This window comes from Cobetia sp. SIMBA_158 (assembly GCF_046566945.1).
Taxonomy (GTDB): Bacteria; Pseudomonadota; Gammaproteobacteria; order Pseudomonadales; family Halomonadaceae; genus Cobetia; species Cobetia amphilecti.
Window position 1 is genome coordinate 34,785 of record NZ_JAWJYL010000008.1, and the last position, 22,617, is coordinate 57,401.

At 63.7% G+C, this 22,617-nt stretch carries 19 protein-coding genes; 6 read left to right on the forward strand and 13 right to left on the reverse strand.

Translation table 11 applies throughout. The annotated features are described in order from the left end of the window. Nucleotides 1-131: 131 nt before the first annotated feature. Genes R2R70_RS12980 through R2R70_RS12990 form a run of 3 tightly spaced genes read right to left on the reverse strand, consistent with a single transcriptional unit; the run spans nt 132 to nt 3,282 of the window. Nucleotides 132-1,355, reverse strand: a complete 1,224-nt coding sequence (locus R2R70_RS12980) for an ABC transporter substrate-binding protein (protein WP_410978229.1) — start codon at nt 1,353-1,355, stop codon at nt 132-134. Continuing rightward, on the reverse strand, nt 1,352-2,203 hold the full coding sequence (locus R2R70_RS12985; protein WP_107336388.1) for an ABC transporter ATP-binding protein: 852 nt from the start codon (nt 2,201-2,203) through the stop codon (nt 1,352-1,354). The genes R2R70_RS12980 and R2R70_RS12985 overlap by 4 nt, the downstream gene beginning before the upstream one ends. Further along, the gene (locus R2R70_RS12990) at nt 2,200-3,282 is read right to left on the reverse strand and encodes a FecCD family ABC transporter permease (protein WP_410978230.1); all 1,083 of its coding nucleotides are present in this window, start codon (nt 3,280-3,282) and stop codon (nt 2,200-2,202) included. Before R2R70_RS12990 ends, R2R70_RS12985 begins: the two co-directional genes overlap by 4 nt. Nucleotides 3,283-3,698: 416 nt before the next feature. On the opposite strand from R2R70_RS12990, the gene yghX reads away from it, so the two are divergent. Then, nucleotides 3,699-4,586, forward strand: a complete 888-nt coding sequence (gene yghX / locus R2R70_RS12995; RefSeq protein WP_410978231.1) for a YghX family hydrolase — start codon at nt 3,699-3,701, stop codon at nt 4,584-4,586. 192 nt (nt 4,587-4,778) lie between these two features. Here yghX and R2R70_RS13000 read toward each other — a convergent pair whose 3' ends face one another. Then, nucleotides 4,779-5,960 carry an endonuclease/exonuclease/phosphatase family protein gene (locus R2R70_RS13000; RefSeq protein ID WP_410978232.1) on the reverse strand — a complete coding sequence of 394 codons (1,182 nt, stop codon included), beginning with the start codon at nt 5,958-5,960 and terminating at the stop codon, nt 4,779-4,781. A gap of 313 nt (nt 5,961-6,273) precedes the next feature. Between R2R70_RS13000 and thiM the strand changes: the two genes are divergently transcribed. Together thiM and thiE are read left to right on the forward strand one after the other, a co-directional pair. After that, a complete protein-coding gene (gene thiM / locus R2R70_RS13005; protein WP_410978233.1) occupies nt 6,274-7,101 on the forward strand; it encodes a hydroxyethylthiazole kinase in 828 nt (275 codons plus the stop codon). Next, nucleotides 7,091-7,714: a thiamine phosphate synthase gene (gene thiE / locus R2R70_RS13010; protein WP_054556232.1), complete on the forward strand. Its 624-nt coding sequence runs from the start codon at nt 7,091-7,093 to the stop codon at nt 7,712-7,714. The genes thiM and thiE overlap by 11 nt, the downstream gene beginning before the upstream one ends. A gap of 124 nt (nt 7,715-7,838) precedes the next feature. On the opposite strand, the gene eat is transcribed toward thiE, so the two are convergent. The 4 genes from eat to R2R70_RS13030 form a co-directional block, all read right to left on the reverse strand. Continuing rightward, nucleotides 7,839-9,257, reverse strand: a complete 1,419-nt coding sequence (gene eat, locus R2R70_RS13015; RefSeq protein ID WP_024952616.1) for an ethanolamine permease — start codon at nt 9,255-9,257, stop codon at nt 7,839-7,841. Nucleotides 9,258-9,330: 73 nt separating this feature from the next. Next, entirely contained in the window at nt 9,331-10,191 is an 861-nt protein-coding gene (gene eutC, locus R2R70_RS13020) for an ethanolamine ammonia-lyase subunit EutC (RefSeq protein WP_410978234.1), read from the reverse strand. Beyond that, nucleotides 10,188-11,594, reverse strand: coding sequence for an ethanolamine ammonia-lyase subunit EutB (locus R2R70_RS13025; protein WP_215823152.1), 1,407 nt, complete (start codon nt 11,592-11,594; stop codon nt 10,188-10,190). The genes eutC and R2R70_RS13025 overlap by 4 nt, the downstream gene beginning before the upstream one ends. 178 nt (nt 11,595-11,772) lie before the next feature. Further along, the gene (locus R2R70_RS13030) at nt 11,773-12,705 is read right to left on the reverse strand and encodes a MurR/RpiR family transcriptional regulator (RefSeq protein ID WP_107336380.1); all 933 of its coding nucleotides are present in this window, start codon (nt 12,703-12,705) and stop codon (nt 11,773-11,775) included. A 166-nt stretch (nt 12,706-12,871) separates the two neighbouring features. Here R2R70_RS13030 and R2R70_RS13035 point away from each other — a divergent pair, with 166 nt between their 5' ends. The 3 genes from R2R70_RS13035 (at nt 12,872) to R2R70_RS13045 (ending at nt 16,339) form a co-directional block, all read left to right on the forward strand. Then, complete coding sequence (locus R2R70_RS13035) at nt 12,872-14,200, forward strand: aspartate aminotransferase family protein (protein WP_410978235.1); 1,329 nt, start codon at nt 12,872-12,874, stop codon at nt 14,198-14,200. Nucleotides 14,201-14,265: 65 nt separating this feature from the next. Beyond that, nucleotides 14,266-14,838, forward strand: coding sequence for a carboxymuconolactone decarboxylase family protein (locus tag R2R70_RS13040; protein WP_410978236.1), 573 nt, complete (start codon nt 14,266-14,268; stop codon nt 14,836-14,838). Between the two features lie 244 nt (nt 14,839-15,082). Continuing rightward, a complete protein-coding gene (locus R2R70_RS13045) occupies nt 15,083-16,339 on the forward strand; it encodes an NAD(P)/FAD-dependent oxidoreductase (RefSeq protein WP_410978237.1) in 1,257 nt (418 codons plus the stop codon). Nucleotides 16,340-16,353: 14 nt separating this feature from the next. Here the strand turns inward: R2R70_RS13045 and R2R70_RS13050 are convergent, their stop codons facing one another. From R2R70_RS13050 to R2R70_RS13070, 5 genes are all read right to left on the reverse strand, one after another. Then, nucleotides 16,354-17,460, reverse strand: coding sequence for a glycosyltransferase family 4 protein (locus R2R70_RS13050; RefSeq protein ID WP_279832794.1), 1,107 nt, complete (start codon nt 17,458-17,460; stop codon nt 16,354-16,356). A 701-nt stretch (nt 17,461-18,161) separates the two neighbouring features. Continuing rightward, nucleotides 18,162-19,328 (reverse strand): glycosyltransferase family 4 protein, encoded by a 1,167-nt coding sequence (locus R2R70_RS13055; RefSeq protein ID WP_410978238.1) that lies wholly within the window; start codon nt 19,326-19,328, stop codon nt 18,162-18,164. A gap of 192 nt (nt 19,329-19,520) precedes the next feature. Next, nucleotides 19,521-20,639, reverse strand: coding sequence for a hypothetical protein (locus R2R70_RS13060; RefSeq protein ID WP_410978239.1), 1,119 nt, complete (start codon nt 20,637-20,639; stop codon nt 19,521-19,523). Nucleotides 20,640-20,647: 8 nt separating this feature from the next. Continuing rightward, complete coding sequence (locus R2R70_RS13065) at nt 20,648-21,445, reverse strand: glycosyltransferase family 4 protein (protein WP_410978240.1); 798 nt, start codon at nt 21,443-21,445, stop codon at nt 20,648-20,650. Nucleotides 21,446-21,559: 114 nt separating this feature from the next. Further along, entirely contained in the window at nt 21,560-22,549 is a 990-nt protein-coding gene (locus tag R2R70_RS13070) for a phosphoribosyltransferase family protein (protein WP_410978241.1), read from the reverse strand. Nucleotides 22,550-22,617 lie beyond the last annotated feature (68 nt).

A 22,617-nucleotide genomic window follows, 5' to 3' on the forward strand; every position in this document is an offset into this window, starting at 1 on the left:
AGCGATAACAACATAGGACGATGACAACGTCGCCCCATCGTTTCAGGAAAGCCTCAAGTAGAAAATACGACTTCCGTCCCCAAGCACCAGCAGGCACCAGCAGGCACCTGCATGCACCAGCCCCGATCAGCTCATCGGGTCGTGTCAGAAGCCTCAAGCGCCAGCTGGCCCCAGAAGTGGCCGCTGCCGCGCGACAGCGTCGGGTCATTCATCAGGTAGGCAAAGGTGGCCATGGGGTCGAGGTCGGCAAAGGTCTCGGGGTGCAACCAGCGCGCGATGGCCTCCAGCGCGACGATGGCATAGGGCCCCTGGTGGAAGCCATGCCACAGCGCCATCACCCGGCCCTGCTTGACCGCATCGAGTGACTGCCAGCCGGGCAGTGTCTGCACCATGCGCGCCAGATCGTGCTGGATATCCTCACCCGAGATGCCGATGCCGGCACGCAGGCCATCGCCCTTGGCCCACTGGCCACCGGTATTGAGAATCGCCTCGGGCGGGTGTGCCAGCACCCACTCCTTGCTGAGGGTGGCACCGCTGACCGGCGCCAGTTCAGCGGCCAGATTGCGCCCACCGGCCCGCGTGACCAGGTCCGCCACGCCGTTGTGAAGATTGGTACGACAGCAATCCACCTTCACGCCCGGTGCGATGTTGACCAGCACACGCGGCCGTTCGGCAATCGTCGCCAGACGTTCGTCAATCAGCGCCAGATGCGCCGCGATGGTGTCATCCACCTCGCGGGCACGCGCCTCGACGCCGAGCACCTCGCCCAGCAGGCGCACGCTGACCGGGGCATCCTGCAGCGGATGGTGATTGAACTCGACATACAGGTAGGGAGTGCCGACCTCGTCCAGCAGCGCCGCCAGCGGCGAGCCTTCGATACGTGAGCGCTGGGAGAGATCGAACAGCACCAGGTCCGGCGTCAGCGCCAGCAGGGCCTCGCCCTCGAGGCTCGGGGTCGAGGCGCGACTCAGCGCTGGCAGCGTGGCAAGTTGCGGCCAACGCGTCTCGAGACGCTCGGTCATCGCCGGGTCAAACACCGCCAAGGGATAGGCCCAGCCGACGATGCGCTCAAGCGGCGCATCCAATAGCGTCAGCAGGGCATACAGCTGGCGCGGCTGGGCGAGGAAGATGCGCTGCGGTGAGGCCTCAAGCGTCACCTCGCGCCCGGCGAGATCCGTGAACTGACGCGGAAAGCTGGCCTGGGTCTGCCCCTTGGCGACCGGCTCGGCGGCATGGGCAAGGTTGCCCGGTGCGTTCGAGAAGGCGCCAGCGAAGACAGTGGCGAGTGCCAGCAGGCAGGCTCCTGCCAGTCTTCTGGGCTCGCTTCTGGGCTCAGTCTTGCGCACCGCCATCATCGTCTGGCTCCGACATCGCGCGTGATATGGCCGATATCGGCGTGGGCCGAATCGGCGACGCGGTCGGTGAGTACCACCGGATGGCCCAGCGAGCAGCTCTCGATACGCGCCTCGATGCCGTAGGCCTCGCGCAGATGCTCAGCGGTGATTACCTCACGCGGGGCCCCGGTGGCCAGCAGCCCGGAGGGCGCGAACAGGATGATCTGATCACAGAAACGCAGCGCCAGATTGATGTCATGCAGCGCGATCAGGCAGATGGCCTGCTGCTCCTGCACCACACCGCGCACGCCTTCGATCAAGGCCAGCTGCCAGCGCAGGTCCAGCGCACTGGTCGGCTCATCCAGCAGCAGCAGTTGCGGCTGGCGCACCAGCGCCTGGGCGAGGCCGACCATCTGACGCTGGCCACCGGAGAGCGTGTCCATGCGCCGGAAGGCCAGCGAATGCAGCGACAGGCGTGCGAAGACCTGCTCGACCAGCGAATCGGTGGCCTCGCGGCTTAGTTCGGCACGCGCCGCGCGACAGGCGCTGGCCACGGCTTCATAGGCGACCAGACTGGTCGGCTGCGGCAGCGTCTGCGGCAGGTAGCCGACATGGCGCATGCGGTTCGCCCCGTGCAGCGACGACAGCGCAAGCTCGCCGAGGTGGATGTCGCCCTTGGCCGGACGCATGCCGGCAATCGCCTTGAGGAAGGTCGACTTGCCGACCGCATTCGGCCCGAGCACCCCGACCAGTGAGCCCGCCGGCAGCGGTGGCAGATCGAGTTGATCGAAGATCATGCGCCGCTGATAGCCGGTGGTCAGCTGCGAGATCTTCAGGGCCGCTTGCGAATCAAAGACGTGATGGCTCATCCCTGCCCCCTGCGCTGACCGAGCAGCAATGCGAGGAAACAGGGGATACCGATCAACGAGGTCACGATCCCCACCGGCAGCACCAGGCCGGGCACCAGCGACTCACTGGCCGTCGCGGCCAGGGACAGCACCAGCGCCCCCGCCAGCGCACTGCCGGGCAGATAGAAGCGATGGTCTTCCCCCAGCGCCAGACGCGCCATGTGCGGCCCGACCAGACCGATGAAGCCGATGGTGCCGACAAAGGCCACCGCCACTGCCGCCAGCAGGCTGACGCGCAACAGCGCCGTGCGGCGCAGACGGGTGACCGGCACGCCGAAGCTGCGCGCATGGTCTTCCCCGGCACGCAGCGCTGTCAGCGCCCAGGCACGCCGCATGGCGAAGGGCAGGCAGACGACCAAGACGCTGGCGATGATCGCGACTCGCTCCCACGAGGCTTCCGACAGGCTGCCCATGGTCCAGAACACCAGCTGTTGCAGCGCATCGGGACTGGCCACGAACTGCACCAGCGCATTGACGGCGTTGAGCACGAAGACCAGCGCGATGCCGAACAGCACGATGACCTCGCGACTGGCGCCATACAGCGAGGCCACGGCATCGATGGCCAGAATCGACAGCGCCGCGAACACGAAGGCCATCAGCGCGATGGTGTAGCTGGGCGGCAGCCCCGGCAAGGCGACATCCAGGATGATGACCAGCGAGGCACCAAGCGTCGCCGCGGCGCCCACGCCCAGCGTGAAGGGGCTGGCCAGGGCGTTGTTGAGCACGGTCTGCATCTCGGCACCCGCAAGCCCCAGAGCTGCACCGACCAGCGCCGCCATCACCGCCGTCGGCAGGCGAATCTGCCAGACGATGGCTTCATTGATCGGCCCGTGCGAACCGGGATTGATGAGTTCGCCCAGCAGATCAGACAGCGCGAGATCGGCAGGGCCGGTCATGATGTCGCCAAGGATGGCCAACAGCAGTGCCAGGCCCAGTGCGGTGAGAATCACCACACGTTTCCAGGCGAAGCGCCGGTATTGCTGGGCGAGCGTAGGCGACGACTCAGGCGCTGAGGCCTGAGCGTGCGCGGGGGGAGACATCGGACTTTTTTCAATCACCAGCAAGGTCTGCCACTAGGAGGAGGAAGTGAACTTCCATGCATCAGGGCCCACCGGAGCCGCCAGGCAGCTCGGCTATCAGCATGAATCATGCGCAGATGATAATGATTGACGCCTGCAGTCACAATGCGCACGGGCCGCGACTGGCGATATGCGCGACTCGGCTCACGCCCATTCAACCCAGCCAGGCGGCGCCGCCAGCCCTTCCTACACCAGTGCTTCCCACACCCGCCCTGCTCACGTCCGGCTCACGCACGCTTCGGCAAATACCTGACTCAGAAAATGTCAGGCCCGGAAAATGACAGACTCGGTGAACAGGGCGGCAAAAACTTGGTAGCGTCATGGCGGGTTGCTATGTTCAAGATTCGCTCGTCCCTTCTCTTGCCCAGGAGTCTGACATGGCCCGCCTCACTGCAAAGGATTTTGCTCCCGAGTTGCTGGAGCTGTACGACGGATATGTGCATGGCAACATCACTCGCCGCCAGTTTCTGGATCGCGCGGCGGCCTTTGCCGTTGCGGGCATGACGGCCACCTCGATTCTGGCAAGCCTGAGCCCCGACTACGCGCTGGCTTCCCAGGTCGAGTTCACGGACCCCGATATCGTCGCCGAATACATCACCTACCCGTCCCCCGAGGGCCACGGCGAGGTGCGCGCCTATCTGGTGAAGCCCGCCAAGGCCAGCGGCCCGCTGCCGGGCGTGGTGGTGGTGCATGAGAATCGTGGCCTCAACCCCTATATCGAGGACGTGGCGCGCCGCGTAGCCAAGGCCGGCTATATCGCGCTGGCCCCGGATGGGCTGAGCTCGGTGGGCGGCTACCCGGGCAATGACCCCAGGGGCAAGGAGCTGCAGGCACAGGTAGACCCTGAAAAGCTGATGAACGACTTCTTCGCCGCCATCGATTACCTGATGAGCGACGGCCGCACCACCGGCAAGATCGGCATTACCGGCTTCTGCTACGGCGGGGGCGTCTCCAATGCCGCCGCCGTGGCCTATCCGGAGCTTGCCTGTGCCGTGCCCTTCTATGGCCGCCAGCCGCGCGCCGAGGAAGTCGCCGCCATCAAGGCCCCGCTGTTGCTGCACTATGCGGAGCACGATGAGCGCGTCAATGCCGGCTGGCCCGCCTATGAAGCCGCGCTGAAGGAGCAAGACAAGGTCTATGAGGCCTACATCTACCAAGACACCCACCACGGCTTCCACAACGATTCGACGCCACGCTATGACGAACAGGCCGCCAAGCTCGCCTGGGACAGAACCCTTGCCTGGTTCGAGAAGTATCTGAGCTGACCTAAGACGGCACCAGGAAGACGGCCTGCCCGCCTCAAGACGACGAAGCCAGCCATCACGCTATCCCCGTGATGGCTGGCTTCGTCATTTTCGCGTGAGACCGAGACTGGTCTCTTCAGGCTCAGGCCTGATCAGTTCAGACCAGACCTATTCAGACTGATCTGTTCAGAACAGACCCGTTCTGAAAAAAACTCAGCTGCACAGCATGCCGCTGGCGACGATCTCGCTGAGCGTACCCTTGCCGATGCCGCTGATGCGGGTCAGTTGACCGCTGGAACTCCACGGGCGCTGACGGATGATATCGGCGGCGCGTGCCGGCCCGATATTGGGCAGGCGATCCAGCTGATCGGCGTTGGCGGTATTGAGGTCGATACAGGTCTGACTCGCCGAACTGGAGGCGTTGGATGCACGACTGGCCACCTCTGTGCCCGCCGCCTGCGGCTGGCCGCCGTCCAGTGGCAGCAACGCCAGTGTCTCGCCGGTCACCGACAGATAGATCGGGGCGTGATCGGAGACATCGGCACGCGCCGCCTCATGACTGATGCCCAGATAGTCCGGGAAGCGGAACACCTCGCCGCTGGCGCTGGGCCATTCGCTCGGCACATACCAGATGTTGTCGTAGAGCGAGGCATAGCGGCCATCGGTCTTGGAGAGCGTCGTCGCGCCCTCGGTGATCAGCGGGCGCAGGCCGAGGGTCCGCAGGCCTCCCCACGCAGGCTCATCCGGCGCCATGTTGAAGTCGCCCATGATGATCGCCGGGGTGCCGGGCGAGATTTCCTTCATCAGGTCGTAGATATCCGCCAGTGCACGGATTTCCGGTGCGCGATCCGCCTTGCTGTCGCCATAGACGATATGCACGTTGGCGGCGCTGAAGGCCCGCCCGCTGTCCTTCTCGACGAAGGTGGCCAGCAGCGGCTCGCGCGAGAACACATCCTCGGGATCGAGATAGACGGTAGCCCCGCCCTGATAGGCGATCGTCTTGTCGCGATACAGATAGGCGTAGCGCTCGGTATAGGTACTGCGCCCGACCGCATGGCTGACCAGGCTGTCCCACTCATCGCCGGTCAGCGCCTCAAGCTGCTGCTCGAGCTCGCTGACGACCTCCTCCTTCATCACCTCCTGCAGGCCGATCAGGTCCATATGGCTTGCCACCGCCGCGACCTGCTCGAGATGCTTGCCGTTGTTCCAGCCGGCATGCTTCAGATTCCAGCTGGCGATCACCGCATCCGCCTGACTGCTGGCCGCAGCGCCCAGCAGCACGGGCACTGTCAGTGCCATCACCACCCTTCTGGCGATGCGCTCAAGCCGAGAACCGCCAGACGGCTGCCGGCCGCGCGCGGGCTTGCTGTTGTTGCTCGTGCTGCTGTTGCTCATGCTGCTGTTGCCAGCGAAATCCAGGTGACTGCTGCTCGTATTGCTGACGCTACCGCGCTGACCTATCCGTATCACTGCGTGACCCTTGACTGATGACTCGTACACAAAAGACCGTAAGAGACTGTATCTTATGGACTTGTCGTCAAGGTTTATAGAACCACGATATTATTTATTATCCTTTGCGCGACTCTTGATAGATGACAGGGAGATACCGCGTCATGCCACCGTCAGCGCCGGACCTTGCCACTTGACCTTTCAGCGCCAGCTTTTACTCTCGAGCGCTGATGCTTCCTTTCTCCAGTCACGAGATCCCATGACCCCATCGTCATCCCTTTCTCCCGGCAGCCTGCTGAATCAGCTGCGCCAGACCACGCCGCTGGTGCACAACATCACCAATCATGTCGCGATGACGCCGACCGCCAATACCCTGTTGGCCATCGGTGCCTCGCCGCTGATGGCGCATGCGCAGCAGGAAATCCAGGAGATCTCCGCCATCAGTGCGGCGCTGTCGATCAATATCGGCACGCTGTCACCCAGCTGGATCGAGGCCATGCAGCTGGCCGCGATGTGCGCCCACCGCGATGGCAAACCCTGGGTGCTGGACCCCGTCGGCATCGGCGCCTCCAGCCTGCGCAAGTATGCGTGCCGCGCGCTGCTGGAATATCGCCCCAGCGTGATTCGCGCCAATGCCTCCGAAGTGCTGGCGCTGGCCGGTGAGATGAATCAGGGTCGCGGCGTGGACAGCGGCGATGACGGTGAGGATGCGCTGGAGCGCGCCAGTCGGGCCGCCGTCGCGCTGGCGCGCGCGCAGAACTGCGTGGTGGCGATGACCGGCCGTGCCGATGTCGTCACCGATGGCCAGCGGCAAATCACGGTTCAGGGTGGTCATGCGCTGATGGGCCGCGTCACCGCCATGGGCTGCGCGTTGAGCAGCGTGGTCGCCGCCTTCCTCGCCGGACATGACGACACTCTGCACGCCACCGCCGCCGCGCTGGCCTGTTACGCCGAGGCCGGTGAGACGGCGGGCCAGTCGGCGCAAGGCCCGGGCAGCTTCGTGCCACGCTTCATGGATGCCCTGTATACTCTCGACGCCGATTCCACCCCGCTAGCCTCTCGTCTGGAGCTGACCGATGTCACTTGATCTATCCCTTTACCTGGTCACCGACCCCGCGCTGTGCGCAGAGCGCGGCCTGGAAGCCACCGTGATGGCCGCCGTGCGCGGCGGCGTCAGTGTCGTGCAGCTGCGCGACAAGCACGCCAGCGACGAGGAGATGATCGCCCAGGCCATCCGCCTCAAGGCGCTGCTGGACGAGTACGAGGTACCGCTGATCATCAATGACCGCATCGAGGTCGCGCTGGCCAGTGGCGCCGATGGCCTGCACATCGGCCAGAGCGATGGCGACCCGGTCGAGGCGCGTCGCCGTCTCGGCGAGGACGCCTTGATCGGCCTGTCGGTCCAGACGCTTGAGCAGCTCAAGGCCGTCGATGTCGAGCGCATCGACTACCTCGGCCTCGGCCCGGTGCATGCCACCCCGACCAAGCCGGATCATGCCGCACCGCTGGGCATCGAGGGGCTCACGCAGCTCGTGCGCTCAAGCCCGCTGCCGACGGTCGCCATCGGCGGCATCTCGCTGGCCAATGCCGGTGAAGTCATGACCAGCGGCACCGACGGCCTCGCGGTCGTCTCGGCGCTGTGCAGTGCCGAAGACCCCGCCGCAGCCGCCCAGCAATTCCTGGCGCAGTATCCTTTCTGATCAGAGATGAGCTGAACTGAACTGAGCGGATCCAAGCCCGCCAGTCACGACAACGCCCGCCATGGTCAGCCATGGCGGGCGTTGTCGTCTTTGCTACCTGAACTGATTGAACTGATTGAGCGGATCAGCTGGCCGCCAGGTCACTCTCGGCATTCGCCACCAGCGCGAACTCCTCCTCGGCGGTCTTCGCCACCAGCCGATGACGGCTGAAGATGGCGTAGTAGGCGATGCCCACCACGAACAGCACCAGGGTGTAATTGAAGGCACGCGGATCAAAGGCATAGACCCCGGTCAACGCGATCAGCGAGAGCACCAGCGCGATGGCGGACGTCACGATGCCACCCGGCGTGCGATAGGGGCGTGCCAGCGCCGGCTGACGCAGGCGCAGCAGGATATGGCTGGCCGCCATCAGCGCATAGGAGACTGTTGCCCCCACCACCGCCATGCCCAGAATCAGATCGCCCTCGCCGGTCAGCGAGACGAGGAACCCGAAGATGCCCGGCACCACCAGCGCCCAGGTCGGCGCCTTGCGCTTGCTGGTCAGCGACAGCGTCTTGGGCAGATACCCCGCCCGCGACAGCGCGAAGACCAGACGGCTGTAGCCATAGATGATCGAGAAGAACGACGCCACCAGCCCCGCCAGGGCCAACACATTGACCAGTGTCGCCAGCCCCTCGCTGCCGGTGGCCTTGAGGGCATCCACCAGCGGCACGGCGCTGCTGCCGATTGCCTCGGCCCCCGCGGCGCCGGCCAGCAGGAAGACGACCAGCACGGCGGTGAACATCAGAAACAGCATGGCGCCGATGATGCCGCGCGGGACATCACGGGCCGGGTTGCGTGATTCCTCCGCCGCCAGCGGCACCCCTTCCACGGCCAGAAACAGCCACATGCCGAAGGGCAGCGCCGCCCAGATGCCATACCAGCCATTGGGCATGAAGTCGCTGGCGCCCCAGGCATCGGTCGGAGCGATATCGAACAGGCGACTGCTGTCGAAGTCACCGATCAGCGCGACGGCGGTGGCGATGATCGCGAACACGGCCAGGCCGCTGATCACCATCATCACCTTGAGCGCCTCGCCGACCCCCGCCAGGTGAATGCCGATGAACACCAGATAGAAGATGGCGTAGATGATCGGGCCATTGATGCCCAGCAACGATTCCACCGCGCTGCCGATGAAGATGACGATGGCCGCGGGGGCCAGCGCATATTCGATCAGCACGGCAAGGCCGGTGAGGTAGCCGCCTGCCGGCCCCATCGCCTGGCGGGCGAAGCTGTAACCGCCGCCGGCGGCCGGAATGGCCGCTGACATTTCCGCCAGCGACAGCACGAGTGCCAGGTACATGATGCCCATCAACAGTGCGGCGATCGCGAAGCCGCCCCAGCCCGCCTCGCCGATGCCGAAATTCCAGCCGGCGAAATCGCCGGAAATCACGTAGGAGACCCCTAGGCCCGCCAGCAGGACCCAGCCTGCCGTCCCTTTCTTCAATTGGCGCCTGGCCAGATAGTCCTGTTCATTCGTGTCGTGATTCGTGTCGCGAGTCATGGTGCCGCCTTGTATGCCTCAGGCATTTGTCATTGTTGGATCGGGAGTTTCCCGCTGCTGCGCTGCCGTCCCATCAGGACAGCAGGAAGTTCTGGATACCGGTGCCGCCTTCCAGCGCCGTCTCGCCGCTTCTGTCCTTGAGGCCCACGCCGGTGAGGCCGAGCTTGCGTGCCTCACGCAGCAGGTAATGCAGACGCTGGGCGGCCATCGCGAAGTCGAGCCCTGCCGGGCGCACGTTGGAGATGCAGTTGCGGCTGGCATCGCTCAGGCCGACGCGCGGCTGCCAGGTCAGATAGAGTCCGAGGCTGTCCGGGGAGCTGAGGCCGGGACGCTCGCCGACCATCACCAGCACTGCACGGGCATTGAGCAGCTCACCGACTTCATCGCCGATCGCGACCCGCCCCTGCTCCACCACGCTGATCGGTGCCAATGACCAGGCATCCGGCCCGTCTTCGGCAAGCGATTCCAGCAGTGCCGCGATGAAGGGCGCGGCATTGTTCTGCACCGCCAGAGACGAGAGCCCATCGACGACCACGATGGCCAGATCGGCAGGCTGGGCGTCGAGGGCGGACAGCTGCTGACGCGAATCCTCATCGAGACGCCGGCCGTAATCGGGGCGCTGCAGATAGGTGGTGCGATCCACGGCGCGACTGTGCAGTCGCTGGATCTGCGGAGCATTCTCGAGCGCTGTGAGCTGATTGAGGTCCTCGATCAGTCGGGGAATCTCCAGCGGCAGGTGGACGGCGTCCTGGGCGCGGGCGTGCGCCAGCTGGAATTCCAGCGAACGATTGGTCGGCAGGCTGATGCCGGCACGGCCAAGGCCGATGCGCGCATCCGTGAACTGGCCAAGCCGCTGCCAGGGATTGGGCGTGACGATGGCATCGGGTTCGAGGCTGCACGAGACCGCATCAGCAGAGGGCTGGTCAGGGTTCATGCGTCACCTCCTGTCACCTGACGCAGTGAATTGGCGAAGCGGTCGGGCATTTCGCTTGGCAGTGCCTGGGTGGCGACATCGGTGAAGATCTGCATCTCCTCGAGCCAGGCGGCGAATTCCGGTGCCGGCCCCAAACCCAGCACCCGCCGTGCATAGAGAGCATCGTGGAAGGAGGTGGTCTGATAATTGAGCATGATGTCATCCGAGCCGGGGATGCCCATGATGAAGTTGCAGCCCGCCACCCCGAGCAGCGTCAGCAGGGTGTCCATGTCGTTCTGATCGGCATCGGCATGATTGGTGTAGCAGATGTCGCAGCCCATCGGCAGGCCCAGAAGCTTGCCGCAGAAGTGGTCCTCGAGGCCGGCGCGGATGATCTCCTTGCCATTGAACAGATACTCGGGGCCGATGAAGCCGACCACGGTATTGACCAGCAGCGGCGAGTACTTGCGCGCCACCGCATAGGCGCGCGCCTCGCAGGTCTGCTGGTCCAGGCCGTGATGGGCATCGGCGGACAGCGCACTGCCCTGGCCGGTCTCGAAATACATCACGTTGTCGCCCACCGTGCCGCGCTTGAGCGACAGCGCGGCCTGCTGCGCCTCCGCCAGCACGGAGAGCTCGACACCAAAGCTCTCGTTGGTGGCCTGGGTGCCGCCGATGGACTGGAAGACAAGATCCACCGGGGCACCCTGCTCGATGCACTCGAGGGTATTGGTGACGTGGGTCAGCACGCAGGACTGGGTGGGGATCGCGTACTTCTGGATCACCTCATCCATCAGACGCATCAGCTTGATACTCTGCGCCACGTTGTCGGTGGCCGGGTTGATGCCGATCACGGCGTCGCCGTTGCCGTAGAGCAGGCCATCGAGAATGCTGGCCGCGATGCCGGTGACGTCATCGGTGGGATGGTTGGGCTGCAGGCGGGTCGAGAGATGGCCACTCTTGCCGATGGTATTGCGAAAGGCGGTGACCACCTCGCACTTCTTCGCGACCAGAATCAGGTCCTGATTGCGCATCAGCTTGCTGACCGCGGCGGCCATTTCGGGGGTGATGCCGGCGCGCACCTGCGCCAGCAGCGCGGGGGTCGCGAGGTCACTCAGCAGCCAGTTGCGGAAGTCGCCGACGGTGAGATGGGCGATCGGCAGGAACGCCACCGGATCATGCTCATCGATGATCAGGCGGGTGATGTCGTCCTGTTCGTAGGGAATCAGCACGTCTTCGAGGAAGGTCTTGAGGGGCAACTCCGCCAGACACAGCTGAGCGACGACTCGCTCCTCGGCGGTTTCCGCGATCACGCCAGCAAGACGATCTCCGGAGCGGGCGGGCGTCGCCTTGGCCATCAGCTCGGCCAGATTGGCAAAACGATGGACCTGACTGCCCAGGGTGTAACGGTACTCGCGGCTCATGGGAAATTCCTTGCCCTGACGGATGTCATTTCATATCAGTCGTTTTGCAGGAATCACGCCAATCTCCCTCCATGCCTCTTTGGTCCTGTATGCGCCTTGAAGCCGCATTGCGTAGGCCTGCTCCCGCACCACCGTGGTGCATGACCGCGTTCACCGTCGGTGCAGTGAGTCGCGGGCATCAGCCGCGTGCGCCCCCCAGCTCCGTGATGATCGCCTCGCGCTGCTTGAGCGAAGCCACCCCGGCATCGCCCAGTTTGCTGGCCACCTCACTGAGCAGGCCTTCGGCGAGAAACATGAAGGCGCTCATGCTGTTGCTGTAGAAGAGGCTGTGATTGGGCACATGGAAGCTGTAGCGCGCCAGCGGCTCCAGCGGAGAGCTGGCCGAATCGGTCAGCGCGATCACCTCGACACCACGCTTGACCGCCACCTCGGCGCAGGCCACCACGCTTGGGGTATAGGGGAAGCAACTGGCCACCACCAGCACGTCACCGGCCGACAGCTGGGCCAGTGCATCGGCCACACCCTGACGACTGGCATCCAGCGGCGCCACGTCCGGGCGCAGCATGCCCAGCCCATAGGCCATGAACAGCGCCAGGGAATTGAACTGACGCATGCCGTGCAGGCGCACGCGCGGCGCCTCGGCCAGCAAGGTGGTCGCGGCCTCGAAGGCCGCGGCGTCCACCCTTTCCAGCATGCTGAGGATGTTGGCGCTCTCCTGCCGTCCCAGACGCGCAAGCTGGGCCATGGCGCTGCTATCGGCGTCTCGCGCCAGCAGCTGCGAGGCCTGCTGACTGTAGAAGTGCTCGCCATCCGTCACCGCCTGGCGAAAGACATCCTGAAACCTGCTGAAGCCCTCGTAGCCCAGCCGCTGGGCCAGACGCGAGAAGGTCGAGGCATTCACGCCGGTCAGCTCCGCCAGCTGGCTGATGGAAGACACCGCCGTGCGTTGCGGGGACTCGATCAGCACCGCCAGCACGCGCCGGGAACTCGCGCCGAGACGAATCTCCACCTCACGACGATCGATCGCCGCCAGCAACTGCTTCAACCCCTCCAGGGTCTCCGGCGGCGAGTCAGGGGATGCGGGCCCGGGGGCTCGGGAGGATGGGGGCATGGAATACCTCCTTGGCAAGGGACAGGAAAGTTGGCGGCAACGGTAGCATCTCTGGCCGGTCGAGTCCGAAGGCACAAGCGACCACATGCAATTATTTATTGCACAAACTACAAATGCACTACATATTTGCATTACACCTTCGCATCCCTGCTGCCACGGAGCCCGCATGAGCCACGTACTGCATCGCAACCTCAATCAGGAGTATCCCACCGCCGTGAAGGGCGATGGCCCCTACATCGTCGATCGTGAGGGACGCCGTTATCTGGATGCCAGCGGTGGCGCAGCCGTGTCATGCCTGGGACACAGCGACGAGGCGGTGGCGCAGGCCATCAAGGATCAGGTCAGCCAACTGGCCTACGCGCACACCTCGTTTTTCACCAGCGACCCGATGGAGCAGCTGGCCGACTTCCTCATCGAACGCGCCCCCGCTGGACTCGACTCCGTCTACTTCGTCTCCGGTGGCTCGGAAGCGGTCGAGGCGGCACTCAAGCTGGCCCGTCAGTATTTCGTCGAGATCGGCCAGCCCCAGCGCAAGCATCTGATCGCGCGGCGCCAGAGCTATCACGGCAATACGCTGGGCGCGCTGGCCACCGGCGGCAATGCCTGGCGGCGTCAGCAATTCGAGCCGCTGCTGATCAACGTCAGCCACGTCAGCCCCTGCTACGCCTATCGCGACCAGCAGCCCGACGAGACGCCCGAGGCGATGGGCATTCGTCTCGCCGCGGAGCTTGAAGAGGAAATCCTGCGTCTGGGTGCCGAGAACGTGATGGCCTTCGTGGCCGAGCCGGTGGTCGGTGCCACCCTGGGCGCCGTCACCGCGGTACCGGGCTACTTCAGACGCATCCGCGAGGTCTGTGATCGCTACGGCGTGCTGCTGATTCTCGACGAGGTGATGTGCGGCATGGGGCGCACCGGCAGTCTGTTCGCCGCCGAGCAGGAAGGTGTCACGGCGGACCTGATCACCATCGCCAAGGGCCTGGGCGCCGGCTACCAGCCGATCGGCGCGACCCTGGTCAGCCAGCGCATTCGTGATGCCATCGCCAATGGCTCCGGCTTCTTCCAGCACGGCCATACCTATATCGGCCATGCCACCGCCTGTGCCGCGGCGCTGGCAGTCCAGCAGACCATCGAATCCCGCGACCTGCTCACACGCGTCAATGTCCTCGGCGAGGGGCTCAAGGCACGCCTGAACGAGCGCTTCGCGCATCACCCCCATGTCGGCGACATCCGCGGTCGCGGCCTCTTCCGGGGGCTGGAGCTGGTGGCGGATCGCGATTCCAGAAAGCCCTTCGACGCCTCCCTCAAGCTGCACGCGCGGCTCAAGAAGGCCGCCATGGCCGAAGGCCTGATGTGCTATCCGATGGGCGGCACCCTCGATGGCCGCCAGGGCGATCACATCCTGCTGGCACCGCCGTTCATTCTGCAGGAGTCGCATCTGGACGAGATCACCACCAAGCTGGGGCGTGCCATCGATACCACCCTTGCCAGCCTGTGACGGCTCAGCTGCAGGCGCATTGCCTACCCCACGATCTTTGAATGGATTTGAATGGAGTGACTTTCATGGCGATCACATCGCGCCTGACCGAACTGGATGACGCCAGCATGAGCGCGGCTCAGCGCGAAGTGCTGGCCGAGATTCTCAGCGGCCCGCGCGGCAATCTGGACGGCCCTTTCCTGGCCTGGATCCACAGCCCCGAGCTTGCCAATCATGCCCAGCGCCTCGGTGCCTTCTGCCGCTACGCCACCGGCCTTGAGCTGCGCCTCAGCGAGCTGGCGATTCTCACCACGGCGGCATGGTGGAAATCCCAGGCTGAATGGCAGATTCACGCGCCGATTGCCGAGCAGGCCGGCCTCGCGCCCGAGGTCATCACGGCGCTGCGCGAGGAGCGTGAACCCGCATTTGAACAAGACGATGAGCGGCTGATCTATCGCGTCACCCGCGCTCTCTACGCCGAGCGGCGCATCGATGATGCCCTGTACGGCGAGGCCGTCGCGATGTTCGGCGAAACCGTGGTGGTGGAGCTGGTCGGGGTACTGGGTTACTACGCCCTGGTGGCAATGACGCTGAATGTCTTCGCCGTCCGGCGCGGTGATGACATCCCGCTGCCCTTCGAGGAGCCGAGCCGATCTTGAAACGCGTGTCTTGAAGGGCCTGGATTGCGCCACGCCCGGAACGCTTGAGTACGACACGCACGGCCACAGCGCGCTTGCCGAGCTGTCGCGCGCGAGGCATGCTCGAAAGGCCCCCTGCTGCGCCCCGGCCACCCCCCGGGGCGTGCGTCATTGCGGCGCGAATACCTCGATGACGACGCTTCGATATCGATGCCTGGTCGACAACACCTCGATAACAACAAGATGACCACAAGGTGAGTGATCAATGAGTGATAGCGAACACACGGAAGTGGCAGTGATCGGCGCGGGCGCCGTGGGTGTCGCCTGCGCCCTGTGGCTGCGGCGCAGCGGCCACGAGGTGACGATGATCGAACGCGAAGGCATCGCCAGCGGCACCTCCTTCGGCAATGCCAGCACCCTGGCGGATTACGGCTGCCTGCCCATCGCCCGTCCGGAAATCTGGCGCAGCATGTCGTCGCTGCTGCTGTCGCCTGACTCGCCTTTCGTCATCGACTGGAAATGCCTGCCCAGGCTCTCGCCCTGGTTGATGCGCTTCATGGGCCAGTGCAACGCCACTCGCTTTCGCGCCAACAGCGAGATGCTGGCCCAGCTGCTCAGCCATACCTACACGGACTACCAGCCGCTGCTGGACGATGCCCCCGCCGCCGCCGCGATGATTCAGCGCAAGGGCTGCCTGTATGCCTACGGCAAGGCCGAGAACCTGCAGGCCGCACAGGGCGATATCCGACTGCGCGACCAGCTCGGCATCCACCAGCAGGTACTGACGGCGGACGAGCTGATCGCGCTGGAACCCGCCATGGAAGGCCACACCGCGGGCGGCGTGCTGTTCCCCTCCTCCTGTCACCTCGATGACCCGCAGGTGTTCATCGACACCCTGGCCACCCCGCTGCGCGAAGAGGGCCGGATCGTCAGCGCCGAGGTCACCCGCCTGAGCCGACAGGCCTCCGGCATGCTGCTGGAGTACGCCGATGGCCGGCGACTCAGGGCGGACAGAGTGGTGCTGGCAGCCGGGGCCTGGTCGGCACAGCTGGCGCGCCAGATCGGCGACAGGATTCCGCTGGATACCGAGCGTGGCTATCACATCGAATTCGATCTCGAGCACTCGCCGCTCAACCGCCCGACCTGCCCGGTGGAAAGCGCCTTCTACATGACGCCACTGCACAGCGCCGAGGGTGCGCGCCTGCGCGTGGCCGGCACCGTGGAGCTGAGCTCGCTTGCGGGGCCGGCCAACCCGACCCGTTTCGACTATCTGGAAAGCCGGGTGCGCAAGGTGCTGGGCATTGACGCCCCGGTGGCCCGGCGCTGGCTGGGCTTTCGTCCCACCCTGCCCGATTCCGTGCCGGTGATCGGCCCGTCACCCAATGAGCCACGCGTGATCCATGCCTTTGGCCATCAGCATATCGGGGTGACACTGGCAGGCGTGACTGGTCGCCTGGTCAGCGAATGTTTAGCCAAAGGCTCACCAGAGTGGATCACGCCCTGCTCACCGGCCCGATTTTGACACTCTGGGAGGATTCACGAGGCATCCGCGATGCGGGTTCGACCGGAGGTCAGGCGCTCCAGCAACTGCTGCCACTCGCCGCACAGGGTGTCCGCATCAAAGCGCGCGGCATTGTCGCGTGCCAGCAGGGACATCTCGCTGCGACGAGCTTCATCCGTGATCAGATCACGGATCTCGCGCGCCAGCGCCTCATCGTCCTCGACATCCACCAGCACGCCGCTGCCGCCGGCCAGGATTTCGGCAGGCCCGGTTTCACAGTCTGTCGAGACCACCGGCAAGCCGAAGGATTGCGCTTCCAGCAGGGTCATCGGCAGCCCCTCCCAGCGTGAGCTCATCACGTACAACGCCGCGCGTTGATACTCCTTTTCCACCTGTGAGGTGCGGCCCACGAAAACGACGCTGTCACTCAGGCCCAATGTCCATGCCTGGGCCTTGAGGTCGTTTTCATCCTCACCCCAGCCGACGATGCGCAGTCGCCAGTCAGGGTGGACCGACACGACCTTGTGCCAGGCGTTCAACAGCACATCGAAGCCCTTCTGCTCCGTCAGGCGCCCGACGGCAAGCACGGTACGCGACGCTGCGCTCTCCTCGCTGGGCTTGGGGAAGTGCGGCACCGGATTCCAGATCGCGCCGACCTTGTCGCGGATGCGATAGCGGGCTCGCCAGGCCTCGGCATCCCGCTCGGTGAGCACCACGATGGCGTCGGCCAGGCGCACGGCGGTCGAGCGGCCCACCGAACGCAGGCGTGAACCATGATCGGTGGCGAGGTTGAAATGCTCCCAGCAGATGATCCGGGCGCGCTGGAACGGGGCCCACGGCGCACAGAAGGCAAACAGGATCGAATCCACCAGCACCACCACATCGGCCTGTTGGTGCCGGACCTTGGCCAGCAGCGCCGAACTGATTCCCAGCGAACGCCGGGCACTTCCTCTTGCTTCCCTCAGATTCAGGCAACAGGTCGTGATGCTGTTATCCAGGGAAAATGAGCTGGTCGTTGGCCCGAACAGGCTCGCGATCATCACCTCGTGACCCATCCGTACCAGCCCATTGGCGATTTCGCATGTGACACGCTCCGTGCCCCCGTCGCTGGAAAGATTACCGACGACAAACAGAATCTTCATTGGCTCATACGCTCCAAAGGGAAATGCTCGCCACGAGGCATACGCTCGGCATGCGAAATGTCGCACTGCATAGTCGCGATGCACAACTGCGGCGCAGAAAAACCGCCACCGACAGGAGTCAATGGCGGGAGAAAGGGGGGGTATCAAAAAACGGGAGGGAAGCAGCGTTCGGCCGAAAGGTTCTGATTTCGGCTCTGATAGCGCTAACGTATAGTTTTGATCGTGTCCTGATCGGCTTTACCAGTCGGCCGCAATGCTTCAGTCGACACATCATTGATGATGCCGCAATCCTCACACCGGTACCTAGGCGAGCTCTTGAGCAATCGTTGCCACCAATGTCGCTTGACGCGATGGACGCTGGCACCTCCACATTGGACACAAAAGCGATATCCGTTCATGCCGGCTCTCTGTTGTTTGTCGACGATCTTCACTGGCACACTCGAGGCATATCAAGATGCTCTCATACGAGTGAAATGATGAGGGAGAAAAAGTTGGGGTCGTGCTGGAAGATACAAACTCATCGCTGTATCGCTGTTGACCGCGCAAGACAGCGAGCCATGCACCAAGATCACTATTTCCTGGTGGGGCTAGCATGCACGCTTGCCTATTGGGGATTTTCTGATATTCACGCAACTGTCGATGACGAATTTCTTCATTATCATCAAGAAAACACTATTAATTCAGCATTTTATAGACACCCTTCACGCAGTAGCGATTACTGACTTACGTGACTCGATATCCAGTGTGTGCTGCAGGCAGCCCAGATAGGCACGCACCACGATCTGCTGATCAAATTCACGCTCGATACGCACGCGTGCCGCCTGCCCCGCCTCGACCAACGCCGCATGCGGCATGTCCAGACAGCCCTGCATCTGCTGCTCCAGAGACTCGGCATCGGCCGCTTCGCACAGCCATCCGGTAACGCCAGGCTTGACTGAGCTGCGACAGCCCGGCACATCACTGACGATCGCCGGACGCCCCATCGAGGCCGCCTCCAGTACCGTGCGCGGCATGCCTTCCCGGTACGACGGCAGCACCAGCACATTGGCCTCGGCCAGGAAGGGGCGCACATCCCGCTGTTCGCCCAGGTAATGCAATACGCCACTCTCGCGCCAGGCAGCGATTTCCTCGTCGCTGATCGCGGTGCGGTTGCTGATTCCCGACGGGCCGATCAACCAGAAGCGTGCCTGCGGATAACGCTCATGCAGACGCTCGGCCGCCGTCACGTATTCCCGCACCCCCTTGTCGCCGATCAGGCGTGCGACCATCACGAAGGTCAGCGGTGGCGTCTGCGGCTGCGGCGCAAAGGCGAAGCGTTGCGGGTCGATACCGGCGCCGGGCAACACGACAGACGGCGTGGACTTCTGCAGCCCGAGGCGCATGAACAGGCGTTGGTCATCGCGGTTCTCGAAGAACACGCAACGTGCGCCACGATTGGCGAAGCCATACAGCGCACGCACGCGACGAAACAGCCAGCTGTCGTGTATGAAGGCGGTGCCCAACCCCGAGACGTTGTTGGTATAGGGAATCTTGAGCAGACGACAGGCCAGTCCCGAATAGACATTGGCCTTGATGGTGAAGTTGAGAACATAGCGCGGCTTGAGTTTCAGCAATGTCCCCAGCAGTGCCAGCAGGCTCTTGCCCTCTCCGATCAGCGAGGTGCCCTTGCCTTCCATGCCCAGCGCACGATGCTCGACCTTGAGCTCGTCCACCAGGCGTTCACTATGGGCATCGGTGGGCGCAAGGCACACCACGCGATAGCCCGAATCACGTAGCCCTTCGATGACACCGCGATGGAAGTTGTAGAGAAAGAACGACGAGTTGGAAACCAGCACCACCGTGGAGGGCTGGGCGTCACGTGTTGGCATGGGGCATTCCTTGCGTGTCATGCGAAGAAGAACATCGCGCGAGCTTGAGCGCGCGACCGGAAGCATCCGGAAGAGAGACCTTCGATAAGAGAAACAAACAACAAGAGAAACGACCGAGAAGCGACACCAGCACGAAAGGAAAGACGTCGTGGCTCAGTCCAGCAGCTCAGGCCGGCAACTCAGTCCAGCAGGTCAGTCCAGCAACGCAGGCCGGCGTTGCTGCTGCCACAGACGTACCAGCCCTGTGTCATGCGCCATGCACACCACATAGATGACCAGGAACGGGAAGCGATAGCGCACCGCGGTGCCGTAGTTGAAGACGACCAGCCCATAGATGGTGAAGGCGCCGATCAGATACAGCAGCCAGAAGAGCGTCTTCTCGCGCTGGACCTGCCAGCACTTGAGGGTCAGCCAGACGAGGAAGGCGACCACCAGCAGATTCTCACCCGCCTGAATCAGCTGCAGCGCATTGGCGGCTTCCCAGGGCAGCGGCTTGATCAGGAAGTACAGTGCCCCTTGTATGCCGGTAACCAGGAAATCCCCGAAGCCCTGGATGATCTCGATATCTTCCTTCTTGCCGCCATCCTCGATGTACATGGCCGCACGGAAGAAGTTGATCTGATCCACCGCCAGTGGGTAGATGATCATCACACTGGCGACCAACCCGACCAGCAACCAGCAGAAGCGCTTGGTGGATAGGCCACGGCGGCTTACGTCATAAACCACGTAGACGCTCAGGAAGATCAGCATGATCAGCATATTCTGGAACTTGATCAGCCAAAGCGGCATCAGCATCAACAGCGCCCAACCCGGCCGACGCTCGATGGCCAGCAGGAAGCTGGTGAGCATGAACCCCGTCACCAGAGTATCGCGCAGGCTCAGCGAGCTGTAGAGCACCAGGCTCGGGTAGCACAGCAAGAACAGCAACACCGCGTGGGAGATGATGCCGCGACGCAACATGACCATCAGGCCGCCGATGTAGAGGAACTTGTTGAAAAAACCCAGACTGGAAATTGTCTCAACCAACGGCAACGGCAGCAGCGCCAGCAGCCCCGAAGAAGATGAGACGGTCAGTGCATGGTCTATCGTGCCCCAATCCATGGCGCGAAATGCCATGACCTGCTTCCAGTAGCGAAACTGGTCAGGCATGTATTCCGGTGAGAACAACACATTGTTGAGCAGGTACGGCACGAGGCTGCTCAGGCCCAGGATGATCGCGACATTGCGCGTCACCCAGCCGCGCACGAAGCCGACCATTACCAGTAGCAGGCAGAAAAGTAGATTGGGCAGGTCGAGCAGTATGGCATCCATGGAAAGACTTATTCTCGTGCGCCGCTGTTGGCCAGTTCGGCCTGCAGATCGACGGATGACATGAGGGACGCGGACGCGCCGGTATCAGCGCTGGTGGCCTGCCGACTCACCACGCCAGAGGTGTCAAGCGTTGATGAGGACTGCGCGAGGCCAGCCGCAGCTCCCCCACTGCTGACCTGCCAGCGTTGGGACGAGAAGGGTGACGCGCCCTCGACCTCGGCTGCCGACAGCATCAGCGACAGGCACTGCATCAATTGATGCTCGCTCAGCGCTCCTGTCTCCTCATCAGGGACCAACGGCAACGTCACGACGCGCGCTGCCTCGATGCCGCCCTCGTAGCGTGCCTGGCAGCCGGCTTCATCGCTTTCGACCAGCACCAGTGCCGCATGCGGATACTTGAGCGCCATCCGTCGTCTCAGGCCGCGCGCCTTGCTGCCCGCGGCCACCAGTTCACTGGCCGGCGCCACGGCATGATGCGCAATCACCGGCACGCGCCAGCGATCCAGACGGCGCGCCTTGAGCGCATTGAGGTTGGCTTCCAGACCGCTGGACAACAAGACACACGGACGATGACGCGCCAGATAGCGCGTCAGGGCCAGCACGCCCGTCAACTCACTGTGCACGCCCAGCTCTACCAGCCGCACCCCATGTGCCAGACCTTCGATCAACTCCTCATGGGCCTGGGGCACGATGAGGTCCACCTCGTGACCCAGGCGCGTAAGCCCTGCCGCCAACGCCAGCATCTGGCGAGTCTCGGGGGTCATCTGCCGTGCCATGACCAAAAGCGCCATCCGATGCGTCTTCATTGCCACTCCTTCGCCATTGTTTGCCTTGAGCCAGGCTCGATCGAGTAAGTTCACGATGATGGCCATGCCATCTGGGCATGGCCATCATCGTCAGCACCACTTCCTTCGGTGCATTCAGGCCAGTCGCTGATAGACACTGCGCGCCTGGCGGGCCAGCGGTGCCGGCAACCAGGTCACGGCCCGGCGCGCCATGCGCTTGAACGTGCGCACCAGCACCTGGCCTTTCTTCTGCGCTGACATCGAGGCCCACTCGGGGGTCATCATCTGGTGGGCATCCACGCAATAGACGGGCCTGCCGGTCATGCGCGTGATGTTGGTGGCCTGCCCCACCTCGCTTTCGATGAACAGACGACATCCGGAGTCACGGTAGTAATCCGCCTTGTGACTCGAATGGCGATTCTGGCGCAAGCGCTCTTCCTTGCTGGGCAGGTCGAGCATGATCAGGTGGTCATACTCGACACCGTGACGGGCCAGCCAGTCGGTCGTCTCGGGGCGATATTTTTCCAGCCGATTGGTGACCAGCGAGTGCACACGGTAGGTCGGGATATGCAGAGGCGCTGCGCTGGTCAGAAAGTCGCGATAGCGTGGGCCATCATCGTTCTGCTCAGGCGTCGGGTCGAGGCACAGCACGCCATCGATATCCAAGCAGCTATCGGCCAGCGCCGGATGATGAAACAGATTCCACTGGAAGGCGCGTGGATGCTCCAACTCGACCAGATACATGTCCACCCCCACCACCGGTGCCGGGTTGGCATAGATGACGCAGGTGGTGATCTCGCAGGGACACTCTGTCGGAATACGCGCCAGGGAGGCCTTGAGCGAGGCTCCACTGTTGAAACTGTCATCGACCAGCAGCACGCGCTGATTTTCCCAGGCGCTCTGCGCCGTACCCCGGAGCTTGCGCGTCATTCCCTTGCCGGGCGAGCCGTTGGCGATGAAGGTGTCGAGATCCGTGCAGGCCCGATTGAGCATGGCGCTGATCATGTAAGCTGGCACCATTCCACTGCGCGGGATCCCGACGATCAGATCGAAATTCCCGGCCTGCAGGCGCGACAACTGCCTGGCGATATCCGAACTCAGGTCGGCGTAACTGCGATAATTCATGTTGCGGTCCCCTTGCGACTCATGACGGCCCCAGGCCGATATCCTTCGCGCTTTTGTGTGTTGCAGCG

What these genes read in the sequence shown, in the direction of transcription:
- R2R70_RS13025 (WP_215823152.1), bottom strand. Translation starts at nt 11,594, where the DNA reads ATGAGCCGCGAGTACCGTTACACCCTGGGCAGTCAGGTCCATCGTTTT.
- R2R70_RS12990 (WP_410978230.1), bottom strand. Translation starts at nt 3,282, where the DNA reads ATGTCTCCCCCCGCGCACGCTCAGGCCTCAGCGCCTGAGTCGTCGCCT.
- R2R70_RS13000 (WP_410978232.1), bottom strand. Translation starts at nt 5,960, where the DNA reads ATGAGCAACAGCAGCACGAGCAACAACAGCAAGCCCGCGCGCGGCCGG.
- R2R70_RS13070 (WP_410978241.1), bottom strand. Translation starts at nt 22,549, where the DNA reads ATGAATTATCGCAGTTACGCCGACCTGAGTTCGGATATCGCCAGGCAG.
- R2R70_RS13060 (WP_410978239.1), bottom strand. Translation starts at nt 20,639, where the DNA reads ATGGATGCCATACTGCTCGACCTGCCCAATCTACTTTTCTGCCTGCTA.
- R2R70_RS13035 (WP_410978235.1), top strand. Translation starts at nt 12,872, where the DNA reads ATGAGCCACGTACTGCATCGCAACCTCAATCAGGAGTATCCCACCGCC.
- R2R70_RS12985 (WP_107336388.1), bottom strand. Translation starts at nt 2,203, where the DNA reads ATGAGCCATCACGTCTTTGATTCGCAAGCGGCCCTGAAGATCTCGCAG.
- R2R70_RS13065 (WP_410978240.1), bottom strand. Translation starts at nt 21,445, where the DNA reads ATGAAGACGCATCGGATGGCGCTTTTGGTCATGGCACGGCAGATGACC.
- R2R70_RS13055 (WP_410978238.1), bottom strand. Translation starts at nt 19,328, where the DNA reads ATGCCAACACGTGACGCCCAGCCCTCCACGGTGGTGCTGGTTTCCAAC.
- eat (WP_024952616.1), bottom strand. Translation starts at nt 9,257, where the DNA reads ATGACTCGCGACACGAATCACGACACGAATGAACAGGACTATCTGGCC.
- R2R70_RS13030 (WP_107336380.1), bottom strand. Translation starts at nt 12,705, where the DNA reads ATGCCCCCATCCTCCCGAGCCCCCGGGCCCGCATCCCCTGACTCGCCG.
- thiE (WP_054556232.1), top strand. Translation starts at nt 7,091, where the DNA reads ATGTCACTTGATCTATCCCTTTACCTGGTCACCGACCCCGCGCTGTGC.
- thiM (WP_410978233.1), top strand. Translation starts at nt 6,274, where the DNA reads ATGACCCCATCGTCATCCCTTTCTCCCGGCAGCCTGCTGAATCAGCTG.
- eutC (WP_410978234.1), bottom strand. Translation starts at nt 10,191, where the DNA reads ATGAACCCTGACCAGCCCTCTGCTGATGCGGTCTCGTGCAGCCTCGAA.
- yghX (WP_410978231.1), top strand. Translation starts at nt 3,699, where the DNA reads ATGGCCCGCCTCACTGCAAAGGATTTTGCTCCCGAGTTGCTGGAGCTG.
- R2R70_RS12980 (WP_410978229.1), bottom strand. Translation starts at nt 1,355, where the DNA reads ATGATGGCGGTGCGCAAGACTGAGCCCAGAAGCGAGCCCAGAAGACTG.
- R2R70_RS13050 (WP_279832794.1), bottom strand. Translation starts at nt 17,460, where the DNA reads ATGAAGATTCTGTTTGTCGTCGGTAATCTTTCCAGCGACGGGGGCACG.
- R2R70_RS13045 (WP_410978237.1), top strand. Translation starts at nt 15,083, where the DNA reads ATGAGTGATAGCGAACACACGGAAGTGGCAGTGATCGGCGCGGGCGCC.
- R2R70_RS13040 (WP_410978236.1), top strand. Translation starts at nt 14,266, where the DNA reads ATGGCGATCACATCGCGCCTGACCGAACTGGATGACGCCAGCATGAGC.